The sequence below is a fragment of the Aquimarina mycalae genome (assembly GCF_029906345.1).
In the GTDB taxonomy this organism is placed as follows: Bacteria; Bacteroidota; Bacteroidia; order Flavobacteriales; family Flavobacteriaceae; genus Aquimarina.
The window spans coordinates 152,701-170,706 of sequence record NZ_JARYGY010000008.1; the positions used below are offsets into that span (position 1 = coordinate 152,701).

The 18,006-nt window shown below is 32.4% G+C and carries 17 protein-coding genes and 14 tRNA genes; 9 read left to right on the plus strand and 22 right to left on the minus strand.

Annotation, left to right across the window (positions count from 1 at the left end; all coding sequences use genetic code 11):
* Positions 1–265 precede the first annotated feature (265 nt).
* Positions 266–679, plus strand: coding sequence for a lipocalin-like domain-containing protein (locus QBK95_RS18875; protein WP_280936124.1), 414 nt, complete (start codon positions 266–268; stop codon positions 677–679).
* A 59-nt stretch (positions 680–738) separates the two neighbouring features.
* Here the strand turns inward: QBK95_RS18875 and QBK95_RS18880 are convergent, their stop codons facing one another.
* The 10 genes from QBK95_RS18880 to QBK95_RS18925 form a co-directional block, all read right to left on the minus strand.
* On the minus strand, positions 739–3,396 hold the full coding sequence (locus QBK95_RS18880) for a TonB-dependent receptor plug domain-containing protein (protein ID WP_280936125.1): 2,658 nt from the start codon (positions 3,394–3,396) through the stop codon (positions 739–741).
* On the minus strand, positions 3,393–4,307 hold the full coding sequence (locus tag QBK95_RS18885; protein WP_280936126.1) for a FecR family protein: 915 nt from the start codon (positions 4,305–4,307) through the stop codon (positions 3,393–3,395). Before QBK95_RS18885 ends, QBK95_RS18880 begins: the two co-directional genes overlap by 4 nt.
* Positions 4,304–4,465: a hypothetical protein gene (locus QBK95_RS18890; protein ID WP_280936127.1), complete on the minus strand. Its 162-nt coding sequence runs from the start codon at positions 4,463–4,465 to the stop codon at positions 4,304–4,306. The genes QBK95_RS18885 and QBK95_RS18890 overlap by 4 nt, the downstream gene beginning before the upstream one ends.
* Positions 4,466–4,476: 11 nt before the next feature.
* Positions 4,477–4,986, minus strand: a complete 510-nt coding sequence (locus QBK95_RS18895; protein ID WP_280936128.1) for an RNA polymerase sigma factor — start codon at positions 4,984–4,986, stop codon at positions 4,477–4,479.
* A gap of 518 nt (positions 4,987–5,504) precedes the next feature.
* Positions 5,505–6,605: a slipin family protein gene (locus QBK95_RS18900; RefSeq protein WP_280936129.1), complete on the minus strand. Its 1,101-nt coding sequence runs from the start codon at positions 6,603–6,605 to the stop codon at positions 5,505–5,507.
* A 456-nt stretch (positions 6,606–7,061) separates the two neighbouring features.
* Positions 7,062–7,159: transfer RNA gene (locus tag QBK95_RS18905), tRNA-Lys, on the minus strand.
* A 231-nt stretch (positions 7,160–7,390) separates the two neighbouring features.
* Entirely contained in the window at positions 7,391–7,717 is a 327-nt protein-coding gene (locus QBK95_RS18910) for a DUF6331 family protein (RefSeq protein WP_280936130.1), read from the minus strand.
* Between the two features lie 156 nt (positions 7,718–7,873).
* Positions 7,874–8,047, minus strand: coding sequence for a hypothetical protein (locus tag QBK95_RS18915; protein WP_280936131.1), 174 nt, complete (start codon positions 8,045–8,047; stop codon positions 7,874–7,876).
* Positions 8,048–8,074: 27 nt separating this feature from the next.
* Positions 8,075–8,395, minus strand: a complete 321-nt coding sequence (locus QBK95_RS18920) for a hypothetical protein (RefSeq protein ID WP_280936132.1) — start codon at positions 8,393–8,395, stop codon at positions 8,075–8,077.
* 22 nt (positions 8,396–8,417) lie between these two features.
* Positions 8,418–8,490 (minus strand) — tRNA-Phe (locus QBK95_RS18925).
* A gap of 164 nt (positions 8,491–8,654) precedes the next feature.
* Here QBK95_RS18925 and QBK95_RS18935 point away from each other — a divergent pair.
* Positions 8,655–9,509: a bile acid:sodium symporter family protein gene (locus QBK95_RS18935; RefSeq protein ID WP_280936133.1), complete on the plus strand. Its 855-nt coding sequence runs from the start codon at positions 8,655–8,657 to the stop codon at positions 9,507–9,509.
* A gap of 49 nt (positions 9,510–9,558) precedes the next feature.
* Here the strand turns inward: QBK95_RS18935 and QBK95_RS18940 are convergent.
* The 12 genes from QBK95_RS18940 to QBK95_RS18995 all read right to left on the minus strand — a co-directional run bounded on the left by QBK95_RS18940 (position 9,559) and on the right by QBK95_RS18995 (position 10,854).
* Positions 9,559–9,629, minus strand: a tRNA-Ile gene (locus QBK95_RS18940).
* Positions 9,630–9,635: 6 nt separating this feature from the next.
* A tRNA-Gln gene (locus QBK95_RS18945) sits at positions 9,636–9,706 on the minus strand.
* Between the two features lie 5 nt (positions 9,707–9,711).
* Positions 9,712–9,783, minus strand: a tRNA-Arg gene (locus QBK95_RS18950).
* Positions 9,784–9,868: 85 nt separating this feature from the next.
* Positions 9,869–9,942, minus strand: a tRNA-Leu gene (locus QBK95_RS18955).
* 16 nt (positions 9,943–9,958) lie between these two features.
* Positions 9,959–10,029: transfer RNA gene (locus tag QBK95_RS18960), tRNA-Glu, on the minus strand.
* 85 nt (positions 10,030–10,114) lie between these two features.
* Positions 10,115–10,186, minus strand: a tRNA-Pro gene (locus QBK95_RS18965).
* A 6-nt stretch (positions 10,187–10,192) separates the two neighbouring features.
* Positions 10,193–10,265: transfer RNA gene (locus tag QBK95_RS18970), tRNA-Asp, on the minus strand.
* 174 nt (positions 10,266–10,439) lie between these two features.
* A tRNA-Cys gene (locus tag QBK95_RS18975) sits at positions 10,440–10,512 on the minus strand.
* A gap of 5 nt (positions 10,513–10,517) precedes the next feature.
* Positions 10,518–10,590 (minus strand) — tRNA-Asn (locus QBK95_RS18980).
* A gap of 7 nt (positions 10,591–10,597) precedes the next feature.
* Positions 10,598–10,684 (minus strand) — tRNA-Ser (locus tag QBK95_RS18985).
* 4 nt (positions 10,685–10,688) lie between these two features.
* Positions 10,689–10,775 (minus strand) — tRNA-Ser (locus QBK95_RS18990).
* Between the two features lie 6 nt (positions 10,776–10,781).
* Positions 10,782–10,854, minus strand: a tRNA-Lys gene (locus QBK95_RS18995).
* 827 nt (positions 10,855–11,681) lie between these two features.
* On the opposite strand from QBK95_RS18995, the gene QBK95_RS19000 reads away from it, so the two are divergent.
* The 7 genes from QBK95_RS19000 (at position 11,682) to QBK95_RS19030 (ending at position 17,991) form a co-directional block, all read left to right on the plus strand.
* Positions 11,682–12,185 (plus strand): hypothetical protein, encoded by a 504-nt coding sequence (locus QBK95_RS19000; protein WP_280936134.1) that lies wholly within the window; start codon positions 11,682–11,684, stop codon positions 12,183–12,185.
* A gap of 129 nt (positions 12,186–12,314) precedes the next feature.
* Complete coding sequence (locus tag QBK95_RS19005) at positions 12,315–12,995, plus strand: hypothetical protein (RefSeq protein ID WP_280936135.1); 681 nt, start codon at positions 12,315–12,317, stop codon at positions 12,993–12,995.
* On the plus strand, positions 12,996–14,009 hold the full coding sequence (locus tag QBK95_RS19010) for a hypothetical protein (protein WP_280936136.1): 1,014 nt from the start codon (positions 12,996–12,998) through the stop codon (positions 14,007–14,009).
* A 21-nt stretch (positions 14,010–14,030) separates the two neighbouring features.
* Positions 14,031–15,578 carry a phosphate ABC transporter substrate-binding/OmpA family protein gene (locus QBK95_RS19015; RefSeq protein ID WP_280936137.1) on the plus strand — a complete coding sequence of 516 codons (1,548 nt, stop codon included), beginning with the start codon at positions 14,031–14,033 and terminating at the stop codon, positions 15,576–15,578.
* Entirely contained in the window at positions 15,578–16,546 is a 969-nt protein-coding gene (locus QBK95_RS19020; RefSeq protein WP_280936138.1) for an ABC transporter permease, read from the plus strand. Before QBK95_RS19015 ends, QBK95_RS19020 begins: the two co-directional genes overlap by 1 nt.
* Position 16,547: 1 nt before the next feature.
* Positions 16,548–17,357, plus strand: coding sequence for an ABC transporter ATP-binding protein (locus tag QBK95_RS19025; RefSeq protein ID WP_280936139.1), 810 nt, complete (start codon positions 16,548–16,550; stop codon positions 17,355–17,357).
* Positions 17,358–17,463: 106 nt separating this feature from the next.
* A complete protein-coding gene (locus tag QBK95_RS19030; RefSeq protein WP_280936140.1) occupies positions 17,464–17,991 on the plus strand; it encodes a hypothetical protein in 528 nt (175 codons plus the stop codon).
* The last annotated feature ends 15 nt before the right edge of the window (positions 17,992–18,006 follow it).

Sequence of the window (18,006 nt, forward strand, 5' to 3'; positions counted from 1 at the left end):
GAGTTAATGAGTTAGCGCTTTCATTCTCCCCAAGATGGAAGCATTTATAAAAAGTGAGTTTTAATTTTAGAATAAGCCCCTAAATTAAGATGATTTGTGTGAAGAAAAAGAGCGCCTTAGGCGTTCTTTTTTATTTTCTACTATGTAATAAATACTGGGAATACCAAGAATAGAGGTTATAACAGTAAAAAAATAAAAAAAAAGTAGGGTGTTTTAATGCTTGTGTGTTTTAGGAGGTATAAAACAAATAAACATAAAAGCAATCATGAAAAAAATCATTTTATTATTCGCAGTAAGTATTTCTATATGTATAACTTCTTGTCAAACAGATGATGATGCAGGACCAGCAGACACAAAAGATAAATTTATTGGTAGTTGGAAAATAACACAAGAGTTTGAGAACGGTATAGAGGTAACAGTTGAAACTTGTACTCTACAAGATGTATTAACTATAAAGGATGATCAAAATCTTACTAGTACTAGCTATATTGCGGAAAACGGTACGTGTAAATTAGAAGAAACACTAACAGGTACCTGGGAAAACTTGGGAGATAATAAGTATAAAATTACACCAGAAATAGATGAAGTAGAAGCTACGATCACGTTTTCAGGAAATACTATGACCGTAGAAACCACAGATGAAGAAGGTGATTTTAAACAAATATTAGCTAGAATTTAATATTTCGATAATTAGAGAACAAAGTTGTATAGCAATACAGCTTTGTTCTTTTTTATAATTTAAAAGTTAAAGCGCAATACTAAATCAGGAGTAAAACGCAAAGATTGATTATCAAGACTTTCTACAAAAAAATTGAAATCACCATCAACATTTTCCTGATAATTCTGACCAATAACATTTTTTCTGTTATAGAGGTTTCTTATAGAAATTCCTATCATCGCATTCCAATCCTTTTCTTTATCTAATTTGAATCGATACACAACAGAAGTATCTAATCGATGATAATCCTTAAATCTGCTGGAATTAATTCCCCTTGGATCTGTGATGGTTCCATCCAGATCATCATCATCTCTAAATAATCGTGTAAAAGGTCTTCCTGTGGCATAATTCCAGCCTAAAGCAAATTCGAAATGATTGACCTTTAGGGTTTGAGAGAGATTAAACACGTGGCGTTGATCAAAATTTCCACGGTAATATGAATCTTGTATTAGCGGAAACGAGCTAATGGTTTTACTTAATGAATAACTAGCCCAAAACCTATAATTATTAATCCTTTTCTTTACTAAGAAATCTATTCCTATCCGTTCTTCTTCTCCATAAAATATTACAGTATCATCCTCGTCTGGTAATGCGAGATCTAAAATAAAATCACTTAATGAGGATATATCTGTTATTTTTTTATAATATCCTTCCATGTCAAAATTCCAGCCATTATAAGTATATAAAGCTCCTAGAGTAAATTGCATACTTTTTAAAACACGTATGGGAGTGCCTTCAATGCCTTCACCTTCAAAAGAGTTGTTAGAAAGAATCCAAATATTATCAGAAACAGGTAATGCTTGAACCTCTCCAAATGGGCTGTTATTTGTAAGGTAATTATTAAGCTGTTGGTTTTTTAGTTCAGCAGAAGTGTTTAATGTAAAATTATCCCATAATTCATAAGAAGAAAAAACACGAGGTTCTATAAAAAAAGAATTTACATTACTTAGTTGTGATCCTCTCAAACCTATATTTATATATGTTTTTGATGTTTTATATTTATACTCAGAGTATAATGTATGATTGGTCCCATTTCCGTTAATACTAAACTCGTCTTCAAAGCTACTAAAACCATCAGAAAAAAAGTTTTTTGATTCAAATCCCGTTTGATTATACGTAAACTGGTACCCAATATCGATTGAATGTTTTTTAGTAATAGGCAAGTGCAGTGCATATTCTCCTCCAATATCTTTTACCGTATTAGTAATAATTTCACTGTCTAAGGTGGTGTTATCCATAATTTCCCGCTCATCGATTAAATTATATCGTTGATCATAGGATGAGAAATAGAAATTAATATTTTGATGGATGTTATTGTTGTATTTTTTATCCCAGTTTAAACTTAACCCTAGATTCCTTATTTTAAGAACATCTTTAACAGAAGATGTATTTCCAGAATTCCGTATAGCTATTGTTTTGTTGTTATCAAGTCGGTTTTCAGCAAAAATAGAACTGAATTTTAATATGTTATTGTCATTTGGTTTCCACAATATCTTGAAATTACTATCAGAAAAAGAAAAATCATCTTCTCTAGAACGTTCCTCTGCTGTTTGTTCCTCATTCGCATCAGGAATATTTGCTCTGGTATTCTGAAACACTTTTCTAACTAAATTATTATACGCAATGTTTTGATACGCATCTGTAGTTGATCTTCTTCCAGCCACCATAATTCCCAATTTTTTGGACAAAGGTAGTTTGATGTAGGCATCTGCATGAGTAAAATTAAGACCACTACCAACTTGTAGTTTTTCGGTAAGATCATCATCAGATTCTATAACGATAACCCCAGAGATTCTATCTCCATAACGTACACTGGTTCCTCCTCGATATACTGTTACCTTATTAGTTATAAAAGGATTGAAAGAAGAGATTTGATTAAAAAAATGTCCATTTTGATACATTTTGATCCCGTCCCATAACACTAGATTTTGACCAGGCGTACCACCTCGAATGTACAACCCTGCTGGATCCTCAGTAGGACTATTGATACCAGGCAATAATTGTAAACTCTGAAGCACATCTGGTTCCACAAGACCTGGAAGAATTCTAAGCTTTTTGCTAGAGACACTAATTGCAGCATCTTGATTTTTTTGAATACCACCAGTTAAGTATTCTTTTACTAATACTTCACTGAGATTTTGAATCTCAGGTTGCAATCTGATAGTATCGCAACTTGTAGCAGAAAACTCTGATATCTTTATAGTTAGATCTCTATATCCCAGATATGTAATACTAATGGAGTCATAAGGATGCATTTGTAGTTTGAAAACACCTTGGTTATCGGTAAGTTCAATAGTTTTATTGGCACTAGTTATAGTAGCTTTTCCTAGTTCATAAGTCGATGTAGCATCAATAACTACCCCGCAAATATCAATTACTTTGGTATTGGTAACCAGAATATAATCTGAAGGATTCACTTGCTGTAGTAGAAATGAAGTTTGTCCTTCTATAATTTCCTGCAGCGTTACTATAGATATAACTTCTTTTTTTATTGTTAGCGAAATGTCTTTAATTGCATTAACATCATAAGAAAAACTGAGTTCATGTTGGTTTTTAAACTCTTCTAAAATGGTAGTTAATGGATGTTTTTCTGAAGTGGTAGGTATATTAACTTCTTGAGAATAAACACAGATATGACATAAAAAAAATAAAAATATAATTAGTTTGAAAAACCTCACTTATTTTTTAGTTCTATATTTTTTGAGTTCTTAAATATATAACTAATATTCATAGGTTCAAAACAAGTTTTCAGTGCTTTATTTAGATCTGTATGGGTGAAAAACCCCGAAAACAAACGGTTTGTATCTATGTCATTTGCAGTAAATGTAACATCATATTGCCTCTCTAGCTCTGCTATGACTCTAGCTAATCTTACTTGATTAAAAGTGCTTTTTTGCTGTATCCAACCAGGTTTGGATTCTTTGATCTCTAATGGAGTGAATGTTTGGTTGTTTAGTGATTTAGTACCTTTTCCAGGAGTTAGGATTGTAGTATTTTTGCTATTGCTTACAGATACCTTTCCTTCAAAACAATGTACTTCTATAGTTGTGTTTCTTGAGTATACATTAAATTCTGTTCCCAATACTGTTACATCTCCGTTTTTTGTGTTGACTGTAAATTGAGATCCTTTGGCTACATCAAAAAAAGCTTCTCCTTTTAATATAAGAGTTCTATCCTCAAGGAAAGAATTTTGATCATATTCTATAGAAGAATCAGCGTTGAGTGTTACTACGGAATTATCTGGTAAGGTCCAATTTTTAGTTTCTGCCATTGCAGTACTAACTTTAGTTGTATTAAAAAACATGGTCTTTAAGCCAAATAAAATAACCGCTACAGTTGCAGCAGAATATATCCAGGTACGTAGTTTGATTACCTTAGATTTAGGAGTGTCTACATATGTTTTATTAAATTCTTTTTGTTTTTTAAGCCCAGTTTCTATATCAAATACAGGACGTTCAAATTTTTCGACACCTCGTAGAATATCCTTGTAAGCCAAATATTCTTGGCTAGTTTCAAAGTCTTTTTTCTCTTTCTCAGAAAGATCGTTTGCTAACCACCTTCCTAGAAAATTATTGTTGTCCTGATTCATTTAGGGTGTTTTGTAAATGTTTTATTTTCTGTCTTAGAAATTACAAGGTTTTTATATAATTGAGAATTAATAAAGTCCATATACTCGTCAAATGTGAGTTCACTCTGTATCCATTTTATTAAAAATTCGTTTTGAGTATCCTCATATAAAAAAGCCATAGTCTTATAGTTTAAATATTCCCTATTTTTTTTCTTAAAGTTACCAATGCAACATGCATTCTTTTTTCAACAGCCTTTACAGAAATACCAAGCATTTCTGCAATTTCTCTATATGTTTTCTTTTCAATTCTATTTAAGAGAAACACTTCTCTTTGTCCTTCTTTTAGATCGCTAATCGCTACATTTAATTTCTCCATAAATTCCTTTTCTTCCATCTGAAATTCTGGCGATTCATTGGTATATGTTTTTTTTGGTATTGATTTATATTTCAATACTGTTTTTTGGTGTATAGCATCATTAATAGAGGCATTATTTGCAATTTTATACAAGAAACTTTTGGCTGCTCCAAAAATGATTTTAGAACAATTGACCCATAATTTTGCAAAACTATCTTGCACAATGTCTTGGGCTTTTTCCATATCTCCATACTTATAGTAAATATAGTAGCATATTTTTTCTGCATGTTCCCGATACAATTGCTCATATACCTTTTCTTCACAAATATTTATTTTGTTTTCCAACGTTGATTAAAGTTTAGATCTTCGATTATTAGATTAGATAAAGTTAATAAATTAACATTTTTTAAAGAATATTCAATAGTTTATCTGAATCAATTTGATAATTATCAAAGAAATAGAATTTTGTTTCGATGTTGTAAAGTCTAGTTTTTTTCATGAATTGGTTAGCTATTATACTGTATTTTAATAATTACAATAGAAATTATAATATTTCAATATTATGTAGTGAATTGGACAATTCTAATTAATTTTTAGTAAGAGTTACGTTTTAAATACTATTCCCTCCAAGATGTGCATTTAGTATTGTAAAGCTTGCTAAACAATAGGTTGTGCCAATTCATTTTATTTTTATTGAGTATATGAACTTAATAATTGTAATTTTTGATTATTATTTTCTTTTTATATACCTAAAACAAAAGGAGTATGAAATACCCTACCGCATAATGAATAATTTTCTAAAAGATATTTTGTAACAGATTAAAAAATACACGGATCATTATAATCCGTGCATTTTTTCACACCTACCTATTCATAGAGAATATGTCTTTTAATTGTGTTACAATACCTCCATTACCAGAAACCGTGATTTCTCCGATTTTATCGGCAATTTTCTCTACATATTCCATTTCTTTTAATTTGTAGAGCATTTCATTATCTTCCATTAGTTTTGCCGTATTTAACAAACTTCTGGTAGATGCTGTTTCCTCACGTCTAGTAATGATATTAGCCTGAGCTCTCTTTTGTGCTACCAATACCTGGTTCATGATTTCTTTCATTTCACCAGTTAAGATGATATCCCTGATACCACAATTCAATACTTTTACACCTAACTTGATTGCTTGACTTTTAGTCGTATCTAATACGGCATTTGCTATATCTTCTTTTCGTTCTAAAAGCTCATCAAGCGTGTAATTTCCTACGAAAGCTCTAAGTGCTAATTGCATCGCGATATATAGTTGTGAACTATAATCTTTGTTGTCTAGTAAAGCTTTTTCGACATCAACAACTTTGTATTGTGTATAGAAATTGATACGAATTGCAGCTTTGTCTTTGGTTAACAATTCTTGACCAGCGATTTCTAATTGCAATTGACGTAAATCTACTTTAGCAATCTTGATCGTAGTATCATTTTTCCAGAAACGATAAGTACCGCTATCTAATGTTTTTGCATATACATCGTCTACGATTAATACAGCTTTTTCATAAGCAGCAACTTCAAACACTCTAATGTATTTATTGAAAGCATAGTTGCTAAATAAAGACTTATCAATCTTTTCGGTAATATATATTTTACTAAGATCTACCTTAGTAAACTCATAGTTGTATAATCCTTTCCATAAAGTGTATCTACCAGCAGTAAAAACACTTTTGAAATTACCATTCTCATATACTAATACGATTTCATTATCCTTTACCTCAATTAGATGTAGCATATCCTCCAACTCCTTATCTTGTAGTAAGAGTTCTAATGCTACTGGCACGGCAAAAGGTTTAGAAAGATCATATTGTATCACATGTTCTGTAAACCCTAACCAATGGATACCATGCGTAATTACACGCTTATAATCACCTTTTCTGAAAACCAAGCCTACTTTTCCAGCATTGATTCTTACTCTTTTCATTTTTTTAATTTTTGCGTCTGTTTTCTAACAGACAGATTAAACATTAATTGGATGATAATCCTGTAACGGAGGTATTATCTACTTCATTTCAGTGCGCTTATTCATCACATTACTGAAGTATATTTTTGTAAACATTCCCTTTGTTCTGAATACAAAAAACTTTAAGGGATTCATTTTTTTATAATTAAAAAACAGTGAAAGCAAATCATCTTTCTAGTACGGAAATAATAGCATGTTATATTTTCCTCAATTAGTTTTTAATAAAGAGATTAAGGAATGAATACCTAAGAAAGGTGTCCTAATCCTAAACCTTAATACAAAAAAGTAATGGTTTTAAATAGTAGCATTACTATTACCTCAAAGTCCCTTCAAGACTGTTTTTATCACAAGAGTATGATAACAACGGATTTGGCAATCACTATTTTTATCGTTTTTACAGCTCGACAGGCTGAGGATTAGTTTTAGAAGATAATCCAAACTTCATAAAAACGGATTTTGAGTCCATTTTGGCTACATTAAAAGTGTAGTGCTCTACCAACTGAGCTACAAAAGCCAAGAAGTTTTACTTCAAGCTTATGACGGGATTCGAACCCGCGACACCTAAAAAATCTATTGCTCTAACCACTGAGCTACGGGACCATTTTTTAAAATATTGTTAGTGGTCCCGACGGGATTCGAACCCATGACAAATAGAGTTGAGACTATTTTTTGGCAAATAGACAAACCTTCAAGCCAAGTTGAATATGAAGTGGTCATACAAATTTGCAATACTTCATACAATAGTGCTATACAGAAACACCCAACAAGACTTGCTTGATATTTTTAAAAAGTTCAATGAATCTTATCTTTGAAACACAATGATTTAAAATTGAACTACATACTAGTTTTGAGGAATTATTTTCAATACACTCAATTACCCGATTTATATTCAACAGGATTTTTTTAGAATTATAAAATTTAATTGTTCTTTCGAGATTTTCTTGCGAAAAATCGAAAGCATCAATACCACAACATTCAGCAACACATTCTGTTTCTAAATCTTGCCAGAAGTCTTTATTACTTTCTAAAAATTGATCTACATTTATAATTTCTGACTCTTTTCTAGTTTTCATATTTTTTATTTTATCAAAAGCCCTGCTACATTCCTCATATAATAGCAGGGCACTACAACAAACCTTTATTTGTTTTCCCCTTTAATACCAAAGGTTTGTCTTAATTACTATGCAAATGTTTAATGTATAAGCGCAATGTATTTGCGTAGTAATTATTTATTTATAAAAAATGCGATTTTTATCATGTTCACTAGATGGAGTATTTGCATCTGGATATAGTGCTTTACTAGTAGCGCTGACATATGCAGAACCCCATTTAATAAATAGTTTTCCGATATTTTTTATAATACTGTTTGTTTTTCTTTTGGTAATGGTAAGTTGTGTTTTCATGATATTCGTTTTTACATCATATTTTAATTATGGATTATTTAATAGTTCATATTGATGATCACGCCTGTCTATTTCTCCTAGAGGGCTACCTTGAAAAATAGAGATGTTTTTAAATCCATTTTCTTTCAGAATTAAAGAATCTTCTTTCTTTACAGCTCCTCTTCTGGAATTTCCGTAATCACCAGTAAGTTTTTTTGTAACAGGATCCAGATCGCCCCAAAGCTTATCTGGTTTACCATTATCTATTGGTTCTACGAAGTAGGTAATACCAGTAATTTTGGATTGAACTATGAATCTTCCTGTATCTTCGGTTTTACATAAAAACCTTTGTAATAAATTGTTTTTCATAGTTTTAAATTTTGATTTTTAGTGGAACAGACAGGAATTGAACCTGTATCTTCGGAGCTTCAATCCGATGCATTGACCAACTTTGCTACTATTCCTATTGTAGGGTGTACTCTGGGACTCGAACCCTATTCTTCTCATTCACAGTGAGATGCTTTACCTGATAAGCTAGAGACACCATTTTATCTTTTTGAATTGTTTGGTGTTCAGAATTTTGATAAATAAATCTTTATATTAGTCCATAGATTGGAAAACAAAGTGTATGGATAATATATCGACGATTATTTTAGCCGCATCCTTATTTATCATTATGTTAGGGATGGGGTTATCTCTTGTATTAGCTGATTTTAAGAGAATACTTATTTATCCAAAGGCCATTTTGGTTGGTTTGGCTAATCAGCTTATTATTTTACCACTTGTAGGTTTTCTTCTTGCATCTTTACTTTCATTAAAACCTGAAATAGCAATTGGGATTATGATATTAGCGGCGTGTCCAGGTGGAGCAACTTCTAATTTGATATCTCATCTCGCTAAAGGAGATATCGCTTTGTCTGTAACACTTACCGCATGTAGTAGTTTGATTACAATTATTACGATACCGTTTATAGTTAATTTTTCGTTGTTTTATTTTTTATCAGAAGATCAAACTATTCAGTTGGATGTAATAGAAACTATTATACAGATCTTAGTGATTATTATTGTACCGATTGGCATTGGTATGATTATTAGGAAATATAATGAACCTTTTGCCTTAAGAATGAACAAACCAGTAAAAATAGCCTCTGCATTAGTACTTGCTCTGGTGATTGTTGGTATTTTAATCAAAGAAAAAGACAATTTCATTTCTTATTTTCAAGAAGCTGGATTAGTAGCCCTATTACTAAATATATTGACAATGACCATAGGTTATTATTCTGCAAAACTATTTCGAATTCATCGTAAAGGGGCTATATCAATTTCTATAGAATCAGGGATTCAAAATGGTACTTTGGCTATATCCATCGCTATCGCAATACTTCATAATACTTCTTTTGCAATTGCCCCAGCAGTATATAGTTTGTTAATGTTCTTTACTGGAGGAATTGCAATATTTTTCGGAATTAAAAGTAAAGTTTAAAAATAGTACTATGTACATACTCTGAATTGTTCATTGATTTCTATTGTTTTAAAGGTATTGGGAATCGAACCCAAGACTCCCGCGATATATCCGCGGTACTCTACCACTGAGTTATACCTTATTTTGATGACCCGAAAGGATTCGAACCTTTACACCAAGAGTCAAAGTCTTGGATGCTACCGTTACATCACAGGTCAATTTGTAAGCTCAATAGGATTTGAACCTATACTTCAAGGGTCGTAACCTTGGGTGCTTCCATTTACACCATGAGCCTATTTTGTACTCCACCTAAGGTTCGAACTTAGACTGAACTGGGCTTAAACCAGATGCCTCTTCCATTTGGGCTAGCGGAGCATTTGTACAGGAAGAGAGATTCGAACTCTCAAAACCTTGATTCTAAATCAAGTGCGTATGCCAGTTCCGCCATTCCTGCATTACATATAAAATTGTACTCTATAAGGGAATCGAACCCTTGTCGCCTGGTAGAAAGCCAGGTGCACTACCACTATGCTAATAGAGCTTTTGTATATCTACTAAGACTTGAACTTAGACTTAGGGATTAGAAATCCCTTGTGCTTCCAATTACACCATAGATATAAATCTAGTCTGAGAAGCAGGATTCGAACCTGCGACCTCTCGCGTCCAAGGCGAGTAAACAACCTCCGTTATCTTCCCAGATATAGCAGTACCGACGGGATTCGAACCCGCGACCTTCCGAGAGACAGTCGGGTGCACTAGCCACTGTGCTACGATACTTTTTAATTGTGATTTATGAATAATCAGTGGGAGTTATAGGATTCGAACTTATTCAGCTTTCGCAACAGTTTTTATCTCAAAGGCTGTTTTTTTATTTTGGATTCGTTGAATTCGATTCCTCATTTCAGACTGCCCTGGCTCTCCAACTCCAGCGAATTTCCTATTTTGAAATTGAGACAAGAATGAGATTCGAACTCATAAAAAACGGAGTTGCAGTCCGTTGCCTTTGCCATTCAGCCACCTTGTCTTTTGCGATACCAGTAAGATTCGAACTTACATCTTGAGAGTTAACAGCTCCCAGCTTTGCCAGTTAAGCTACAGTATCAATAGTGCGGAGAATAAAAGAATTGAACCTTCACTGCAGTTATGCAGACTTGTTTAGCAGACAAGCACAACGAACCAATATTTGCCTATTCTCCCTTGCGGAAGAAGTGGGAGTCGAACCCACACGAGTCATTAGCTCCTAACAGTTTTCAAGACTGCGGCCACCGCCAATTGGCTTGCTCTTCCTTAAAGTTGACACAGAGGGATTTGAACCCACATCACCTCGATTAAAAGTCGAGTGCTTTTCCAGTTAAGCTACGTGTCAATTTTGGTTTTCAGTATGTCAATGAACTATGTGAATAAAAAAAGGCGCCTTATTCGGGCGCCTTTTATATATATTGTTTTTGTATGTTGCTTTATACGCACATACATTTCCTTTTTATATAATAGACACCATATATATTCCAATCGGAACAATATTCTCTTTGTTTGCTAAAGAGTCGGCTTACACTATGTTGTAAATTATTCGGTATCATTTTTAATTCTTTATTTTATTAGTTATATAATCATTACTGGTATTTAATTGCGTTATGATTACGATGCAAAGATCAAAACATTTTTTTAATTTCCAAATATTTTTTGATTTTATTTTTCTGATAATCAGTTAGTTATGGTTGTTTTTAAGCATAGAAATACCTGTTCGTTTTTCAACGAATCTTGGATATTTTGGCAATCGTCTGTCTCCCTGATGCTTACTTTCCAAATACTATTCTTTATGTACTAATTAACTTTTAAACATTTTTTCAAAAAAAATTAATAAAAAAAGCGTCCAATTTCTTGAACGCTTGTAGTTTTATATAGTTTTTATCTAAATCACTTCATATCTAATGATTAAAAATAGCTACACAACGCCCGTTCTCGATAGGATAATTCTGTTATCCATCGATAATCACACTGACTAAACAGTGATTTCGGATTAATATGTGCTCTATTTCCAGTCATTTACACTACAAATATGATATAAAAGAGTCAAATAATCCAAATTTTCAATGTGTTTTTTGTATTAACAAAGAAGTTTAGAATCATTTTAGGTAATATTTCTATTAAAAATACATAGTAACATGTAAAACTATATTTGTACTTTTATCTTTAATGACAGTTCAAGATTTTATCAATTGGTTTGGAGATAATCCAAATGTAGTGCTAAGTTATTTTGTAATAATTATAGCTATTTCTTTAATAGGGTTACTTTTTGTAAAGCAAAGTAATTTTAAACCACCTATCAATTATTTTTACGGAATTTTGATTTATGCGGTAACAATTCCAGGATTGCTGGCTTTGATCTTGATTTTGTATAGTTTTTTCTTCTTAAGAACAAACCTACTTCAAGTAGATTTGATTGCATATTTCGTTCCTTTAATAGCAATGATTATCACTTTGATTATAATTAATAAAACTATTCCAATGGCTCAGATCCCAGGCTTTGGAAAACTATCTGGATTGTTTATACTGGTAATTATAACTTTTGTAATTACGTATGTTTTACAGAGAATGTTTTTTGGAGTATTCTTCGTAGGAAGATTTCAATACTTAATAGTATTCTTTTTGGCATTACTATTTGGATTAAAAATAGCTTGGGATCGTATAGTTAAATGACCACTTTTAGACCTAATTGTAACGTTTTGATCATAGATGATACCAATAATATATAGGTATAAGCGGAAAAATCTATCTTAAACCTTTATAGAACACTTATTTTTTTAAATTTGTTTAAATTCACTAACCATGCTAAAAAACTTAAAATCCTTATTTATAGTTGATGATTCTGAAGAAGAAAATAAAAAACCTGAAGAATCAAAAGAAAATACTGATGTAAGTTCGGATAAAAAACCTGATGCTTCAACGCCACCTCCGATTCCTAATACCTCAGTAAATACTTCATCAGAAGGTGTCTTGGATACCAAAATAGTAGAGAAATTATTGCAAGCTATTGAGAAGAATAATCTAGATGGGTTTGATTATCTTGAATATAAGAAGTCTCTTAAAGCGCTCGAAAAAATGCCGATGGATGAGGCAACAAAATATCGCTCAGCGTTTGCTACAGCTGCTACGATGGGTGTAACATTAGAAAAATTACTGAAGACTACTAATTTTTATATTGGTGTTTTAGATAAAGAAAATGAACAGTTTTTAGGAGCTTTTAAAAGCCAATTTGATAATAAGGTATCAGGAAGAGAACGAGAAATTGCGCAGTTTGAATCTATTATAAAAGAAAAGTCAGAACAAATTAAAAAACTGACAGAAGAAATTGCGAAACATCAGCAACAGATAGGGGATTTAAAAGCTAAAGTAGAAGAGAGTAATAGTAAGATTAATAAAACACAAAATGATTTTAAAGTGTCTTATGATCACCTTAAATCTCAGTTCACAGAAGATATTGTAAAAATGCAGAAATACTTAAAATAAATGGACAACAACTCATTAAAACCAAAAACATTTTGGAAAAGACCTGAAGGTAAAACAGGGATGTTATTTATGGGGCTATTAGGAGCAGGAGGATTGTATGGATTATACAAGGTGCTTCCGTTTTTAATTACCATTGTAGAAAATACTTTATACTTAGGAGTTCTATTAGCCGTATTAGGAGCGCTAATCTATATTGTATTAGATCCTAAGATGAGAAACCTGATTTTCTATATGTATAAATCTTTTATGCGATGGTTAACAGGTATTTTTATTCAGATAGATCCAATAGGAATTCTAAAGAGTTATATCGAAGATCTTCATGATAATCTAAAGAAGATGAATAAGCAGATTGCTTCTCTAAAAGGGCAAATGAAGCGTTTGCAAACGATTATCTATGATAATAAAAAGAATATCAATAACAACCTGAAGTTAGCGAGTGCTGCGAAAGAAAAGGATAAAAAAGGAATTATGATCCTTAAATCCAGAAAGGCTGGTAGATTGAAAGAATCTAATATGAAACTTGATGAACTCTATAAAAAGATGGAAATCTTATATAGAGTACTGATCAAGATGTATGAGAATTCTGAGATATTACTAGAGGATATTGAAGATCAGGTAATGGTGAAGGAACAGGAAAGAAAGGCAGTACGCGCAGGGCATTCTGCAATGAAATCTGCAATGAATATTATTGCAGGTAACAATGACAAGAAAGAAATGTTTGATCGTGCATTAGAGGCAATCGCTGATGATGTAAGTATGAAAATTGGAGAGATGGAACGTTTCATGGAAATGTCTAATAACTTTATGGATTCTATAGACCTACAGAATGGGATATTCGAAGAAGAAGGGTTAGAATTACTGGAGAAATGGGAAAATGAAGGGGTTTCTCTTATTTTAGGAAATCAAAAGGATTTATTAGTACACGATCAACACAGTGTAGATCTTGATGCACCCATTGTAAAAACTAAAACCCAAAATAATCAATACTCGGATTTATTTAATTTTGAGGATTAAAAATAACACTAATCAAAAATCATGGCAAAAGGAAGATTAACACCGTTTTCAAAAATTTTAATTGTAGTTCTAATTATTGGTGGACTATACTTTTTATTAAATAAACTAAGAGATCCTGCTGTAAAGGACAAGATTGAAGAAGTTACTTCTTCTTCTGATAAAGGAAAAACTAAAGAAGGATATAAAGATGTCATCAATGTTGGAGTTGTAACTTGGGGAGGATATGCTGGAGGGCAATATTTCAATGAAGGATTCAAAGCAAATACTGCTTCCAGATTTTATAAAGATTATGGATTTAAAGTAAATTTTGAAGTTATTGACGATTTCGATGCTTCGAGAGATGCTTTTAAGAATGGTTCTATAGATTTAATGTGGGCAACTATTGATGCGTTCCCAACAGAAGTAGAAGGATTATCACAATACCAACCGCAAGTTGTATTTCAAGCAGATTGGAGTCGCGGAGGAGATGCCATCGTAGCAGCCAGAGGGATCAATAAAGTAAGTGATCTAAGAGGTAAGAAAATTGCGGTAGCACCTATGACGCCGTCGCATTCTTTCCTGATTTGGTTGCTAGAAGCTAGTGACATGACAACCAAAGATGTACAATTGATAGAAGTGCCAAGTGCTATTGATGCGGCAGATTCTTTTAAAAGTAATACTGTAGATGCAGCAGTAGTTTGGAGTCCAGATGATGCAGATTGTGTAAGTAAAGTAGCTGGTTCTAAAGTATTAGAAAGTACCAAAAATGCAACCCATATTATTGCGGATGTTTTTGTGTCTAAAAAAGAATTTATAGAAACTCACAAAGAACAATTACAGGATCTTTATGAAGGATGGATGATTGGAGCATCAGAATTAAACAATTCGGATAGTAATAAAAGAAAAGCTGCTAAGATTCTTGCAGAAGGATTGTCTCAGCCAGAAGATTTCTGTTATGATGCTATCAATAATGTGCGATTAGCAACTCATGGAGATAATAAAGATTTCTTTGGATTAAATCCAAGTTATAGTGGAGTTACTGGAGAAGATTTATATAATAAAATGAAGGTGAAGTATAATAATCTTGGATACAGTACTGCTGGAGCAAAAAGTTGGAGATTGTTATCTACGAAAGACTTAGTAAATAAAACATCACTTTCTGGGAATTCTCATAATGCAGAACAGCAGAAACAATTTACTGCAGTGAATGATGAATTGGCAAAAAAAGAATCATTGTCTTCTAAGAAAGTAAGTATTAGTTTTAGAACAGGAGAGTTCCAGTTAGACGAGAACTCTAAACAATTAATAGATCTTCAGTTTACACCGATTGCCAAGGCATTTGCCAATGCACGTATTAGAATTGAAGGAAATACGGATAATGTTGGTTCTAGAGGTCCCAATGTAGCATTATCTAAAAAAAGAGCACAATCTGTAGCCAACTATTTAATAGGACAGCATAGTATGCCTACCAATAGATTTATTATCATAGGTAATGGTCCTGATAAACCAGTTCCTGGATGTGAGCGAAATCAAAATGCAGATTGTAAATCTAAAAACAGAAGAACAGATTTTGAATTAGTAGTAGACTAATGGTAGGGATCAAAAAACTATTTGAACTTAGAGGAAACTTAGAATCAAAGGATAAAGCTATTCTTACTGCAATAGGTGCGGTAATCTTAATAGGTTTGTGGTTTCTGTTGGCTGAGTTTCTATCCACTTCTGTTATTACACAGGATGAATCAATAGATATTTCTAAGATTGCTCAAAGCGAGCGGAAGTATTACGAAAATGATTCACTTTTAGTGGCTAGTTATGATGCATTAGAACAAATGAGTGTCGAGGAATTGACATCTTTTGGTCTTAAGAAAAACAAAGTATATCCTTTATTGCCATCTCCAATTAAGGTGATCAAAGCTTTTCCAGATTTAAATCAAAATGACGATGTAATAGGAAATACCTTTTATTCAATTAAATTAAATTTTCTGGGATATCTGGTGGCTATTTTGGTATCCATTCCTATTGGTTTTTTATTAGGATTGATCCCATTATTTAGAGGTTTGTTTAGTCAGATTATCAATTCGTATCGTTTTATTCCGTTAACCGCGGTAACGGGTATTTTTATCATGTGGTTAGGATTAGGTAGTGATATGAAAGTATCTTTTCTGGCATTTGGTATTATTGTATACTTGATACCAGTCGTCATACAGCGGATCGATGAGGTCCAGAATGTATATCTAAATACTGTTTTTACGTTGGGAGCTACTTCCTGGCAAACGATCAGAACTGTATATATGCCTTATGTATTCTCTAAAATTATTGATGATATCCGAGTATTGACCGCCATTTCCTGGACCTATATTACTATTGTAGAAATGCTGAATAAAGGAGGAGGAATAGGAGAGTTGATTTGGACTGCAAAACGACAAAGTAGAATCGATAAAGCTTTTGCAATACTAATTATCATTGTAGTGATAGGAATATTACAAGATCGACTTTTTGTGATGATTGATAGGATATTATTCCCTTTTAAACACATTAATAAAGGAAACAAACACTAATATGGCATTACAGTTTACAGATAACCCTCAGGCTCCTAATGTTATAGAATTACGTGGAGTATCACAATCTTATGATGGTGGGAAATCAAAAATTATAGAAAATCTCGACCTATTGGTTGAAGATAAACCTATGCAAGGACAGTTTTCTGTCATATTAGGCATGTCTGGATGTGGTAAATCCACCTTGTTACGATATATCGCAGGATTACAGGAACCAACTTCGGGAACGGTCTTGGTAAAAGGAAAACCTGTAAGCAAGGAGAATAGAGTGAGTATGGTGTTTCAGCAATATTCTTCGTTGCCGTGGATGACGGTGTTGGATAATGTAGGTTTAGGACTCCGTTTTAAAGGAATCTCTAAGAAAGAACGTGATGAAAAGGCCATGGAAATGATTCAATTAGTTGGATTAGATGGTCATCAAAAAAAATATGCACAGTATCCTACACTTTCTGGAGGGCAATTACAACGTGTAGCTATAGCAAGAAGTTTAATGTCTAATCCAGAAATCTTATTGATGGATGAACCTTTTGGAGCATTGGATATCAAAACTCGATTGCAGATGCAAGATTTACTGATTGGTATTTGGGAAAAATTTAGTCCTACGATTTTATTTGTCACTCACGATATACAGGAAGCGGTTTATTTAGCGGATGATATTTATATTATGAAACATGCACCCTCGCATTTTGTAAAACATATTAATATCGATTTACCATTTAATCGAAATAGAGAAACGAAACGATTAGCACATTTTGATGAACTAGTACACGAGGTTGAAGATGCAATGATGCAGATCGATGCTGGGAGCTAGGATTTATGGACATCATATATTCATATCAGTGTCAATCTTCTGAGACCTTAGTTTAAAAAATAACAGATGTTTTTGATAAAAAATTGAAAATAAAAGAGATACCAGAATGAAAAGTATAATAAGTATATTATTGATTGCAGTATCGCTTGTGATTTTTGGAGTACGAATTTCCAAAAAAATACAATTTAAACAAAACGTCTCTGGGTATCTAAAAAGAGCAGCAGATGCCAATACAATCGAGTTAGCAAATGATGAGTTGACTAAAGTGATAGATTATTTAGAATCTAATAATATCACAAGCGGATATACCTCCGTTTTATGGAAAACTCCAGATGAAGACATTGATTTTTGGTATAAAAATTTAAAAGCAAGCCAAAACGAGCTTCAGAATTTGAAATCAGAAAGTGCTTTAGAAAAAACCAATGTGTTAATAAAACTTAGGGAGACTTTATTAGATACAGGTGAAAATACAAGGGTAACGGTGCCTAAAGGCTTGGCAGTTTATCCTAATAATATGTTGTGGAGCATACTAATGTGGATTGCGTTTTTATCCATATCTTCTGGTTTTATTATGCTCGCAGTAGCATCTGATAAGAGGGCTAAAAAAAAGAAAGCAGAACAGCTATTGTCTTAAATCAAATTTATAAGA

What these genes read in the sequence shown, in the direction of transcription:
- QBK95_RS19000 (WP_280936134.1), top strand. Translation starts at nt 11,682, where the DNA reads ATGACAGTTCAAGATTTTATCAATTGGTTTGGAGATAATCCAAATGTA.
- QBK95_RS18915 (WP_280936131.1), bottom strand. Translation starts at nt 8,047, where the DNA reads ATGAAAACACAACTTACCATTACCAAAAGAAAAACAAACAGTATTATA.
- QBK95_RS18885 (WP_280936126.1), bottom strand. Translation starts at nt 4,307, where the DNA reads ATGAATCAGGACAACAATAATTTTCTAGGAAGGTGGTTAGCAAACGAT.
- QBK95_RS19005 (WP_280936135.1), top strand. Translation starts at nt 12,315, where the DNA reads ATGCTAAAAAACTTAAAATCCTTATTTATAGTTGATGATTCTGAAGAA.
- QBK95_RS19020 (WP_280936138.1), top strand. Translation starts at nt 15,578, where the DNA reads ATGGTAGGGATCAAAAAACTATTTGAACTTAGAGGAAACTTAGAATCA.
- QBK95_RS18935 (WP_280936133.1), top strand. Translation starts at nt 8,655, where the DNA reads ATGGATAATATATCGACGATTATTTTAGCCGCATCCTTATTTATCATT.
- QBK95_RS19015 (WP_280936137.1), top strand. Translation starts at nt 14,031, where the DNA reads ATGGCAAAAGGAAGATTAACACCGTTTTCAAAAATTTTAATTGTAGTT.
- QBK95_RS18910 (WP_280936130.1), bottom strand. Translation starts at nt 7,717, where the DNA reads ATGAAAACTAGAAAAGAGTCAGAAATTATAAATGTAGATCAATTTTTA.
- QBK95_RS18875 (WP_280936124.1), top strand. Translation starts at nt 266, where the DNA reads ATGAAAAAAATCATTTTATTATTCGCAGTAAGTATTTCTATATGTATA.
- QBK95_RS18890 (WP_280936127.1), bottom strand. Translation starts at nt 4,465, where the DNA reads ATGGCTTTTTTATATGAGGATACTCAAAACGAATTTTTAATAAAATGG.
- QBK95_RS19030 (WP_280936140.1), top strand. Translation starts at nt 17,464, where the DNA reads ATGAAAAGTATAATAAGTATATTATTGATTGCAGTATCGCTTGTGATT.
- QBK95_RS18900 (WP_280936129.1), bottom strand. Translation starts at nt 6,605, where the DNA reads ATGAAAAGAGTAAGAATCAATGCTGGAAAAGTAGGCTTGGTTTTCAGA.
- QBK95_RS19010 (WP_280936136.1), top strand. Translation starts at nt 12,996, where the DNA reads ATGGACAACAACTCATTAAAACCAAAAACATTTTGGAAAAGACCTGAA.
- QBK95_RS18920 (WP_280936132.1), bottom strand. Translation starts at nt 8,395, where the DNA reads ATGAAAAACAATTTATTACAAAGGTTTTTATGTAAAACCGAAGATACA.
- QBK95_RS19025 (WP_280936139.1), top strand. Translation starts at nt 16,548, where the DNA reads ATGGCATTACAGTTTACAGATAACCCTCAGGCTCCTAATGTTATAGAA.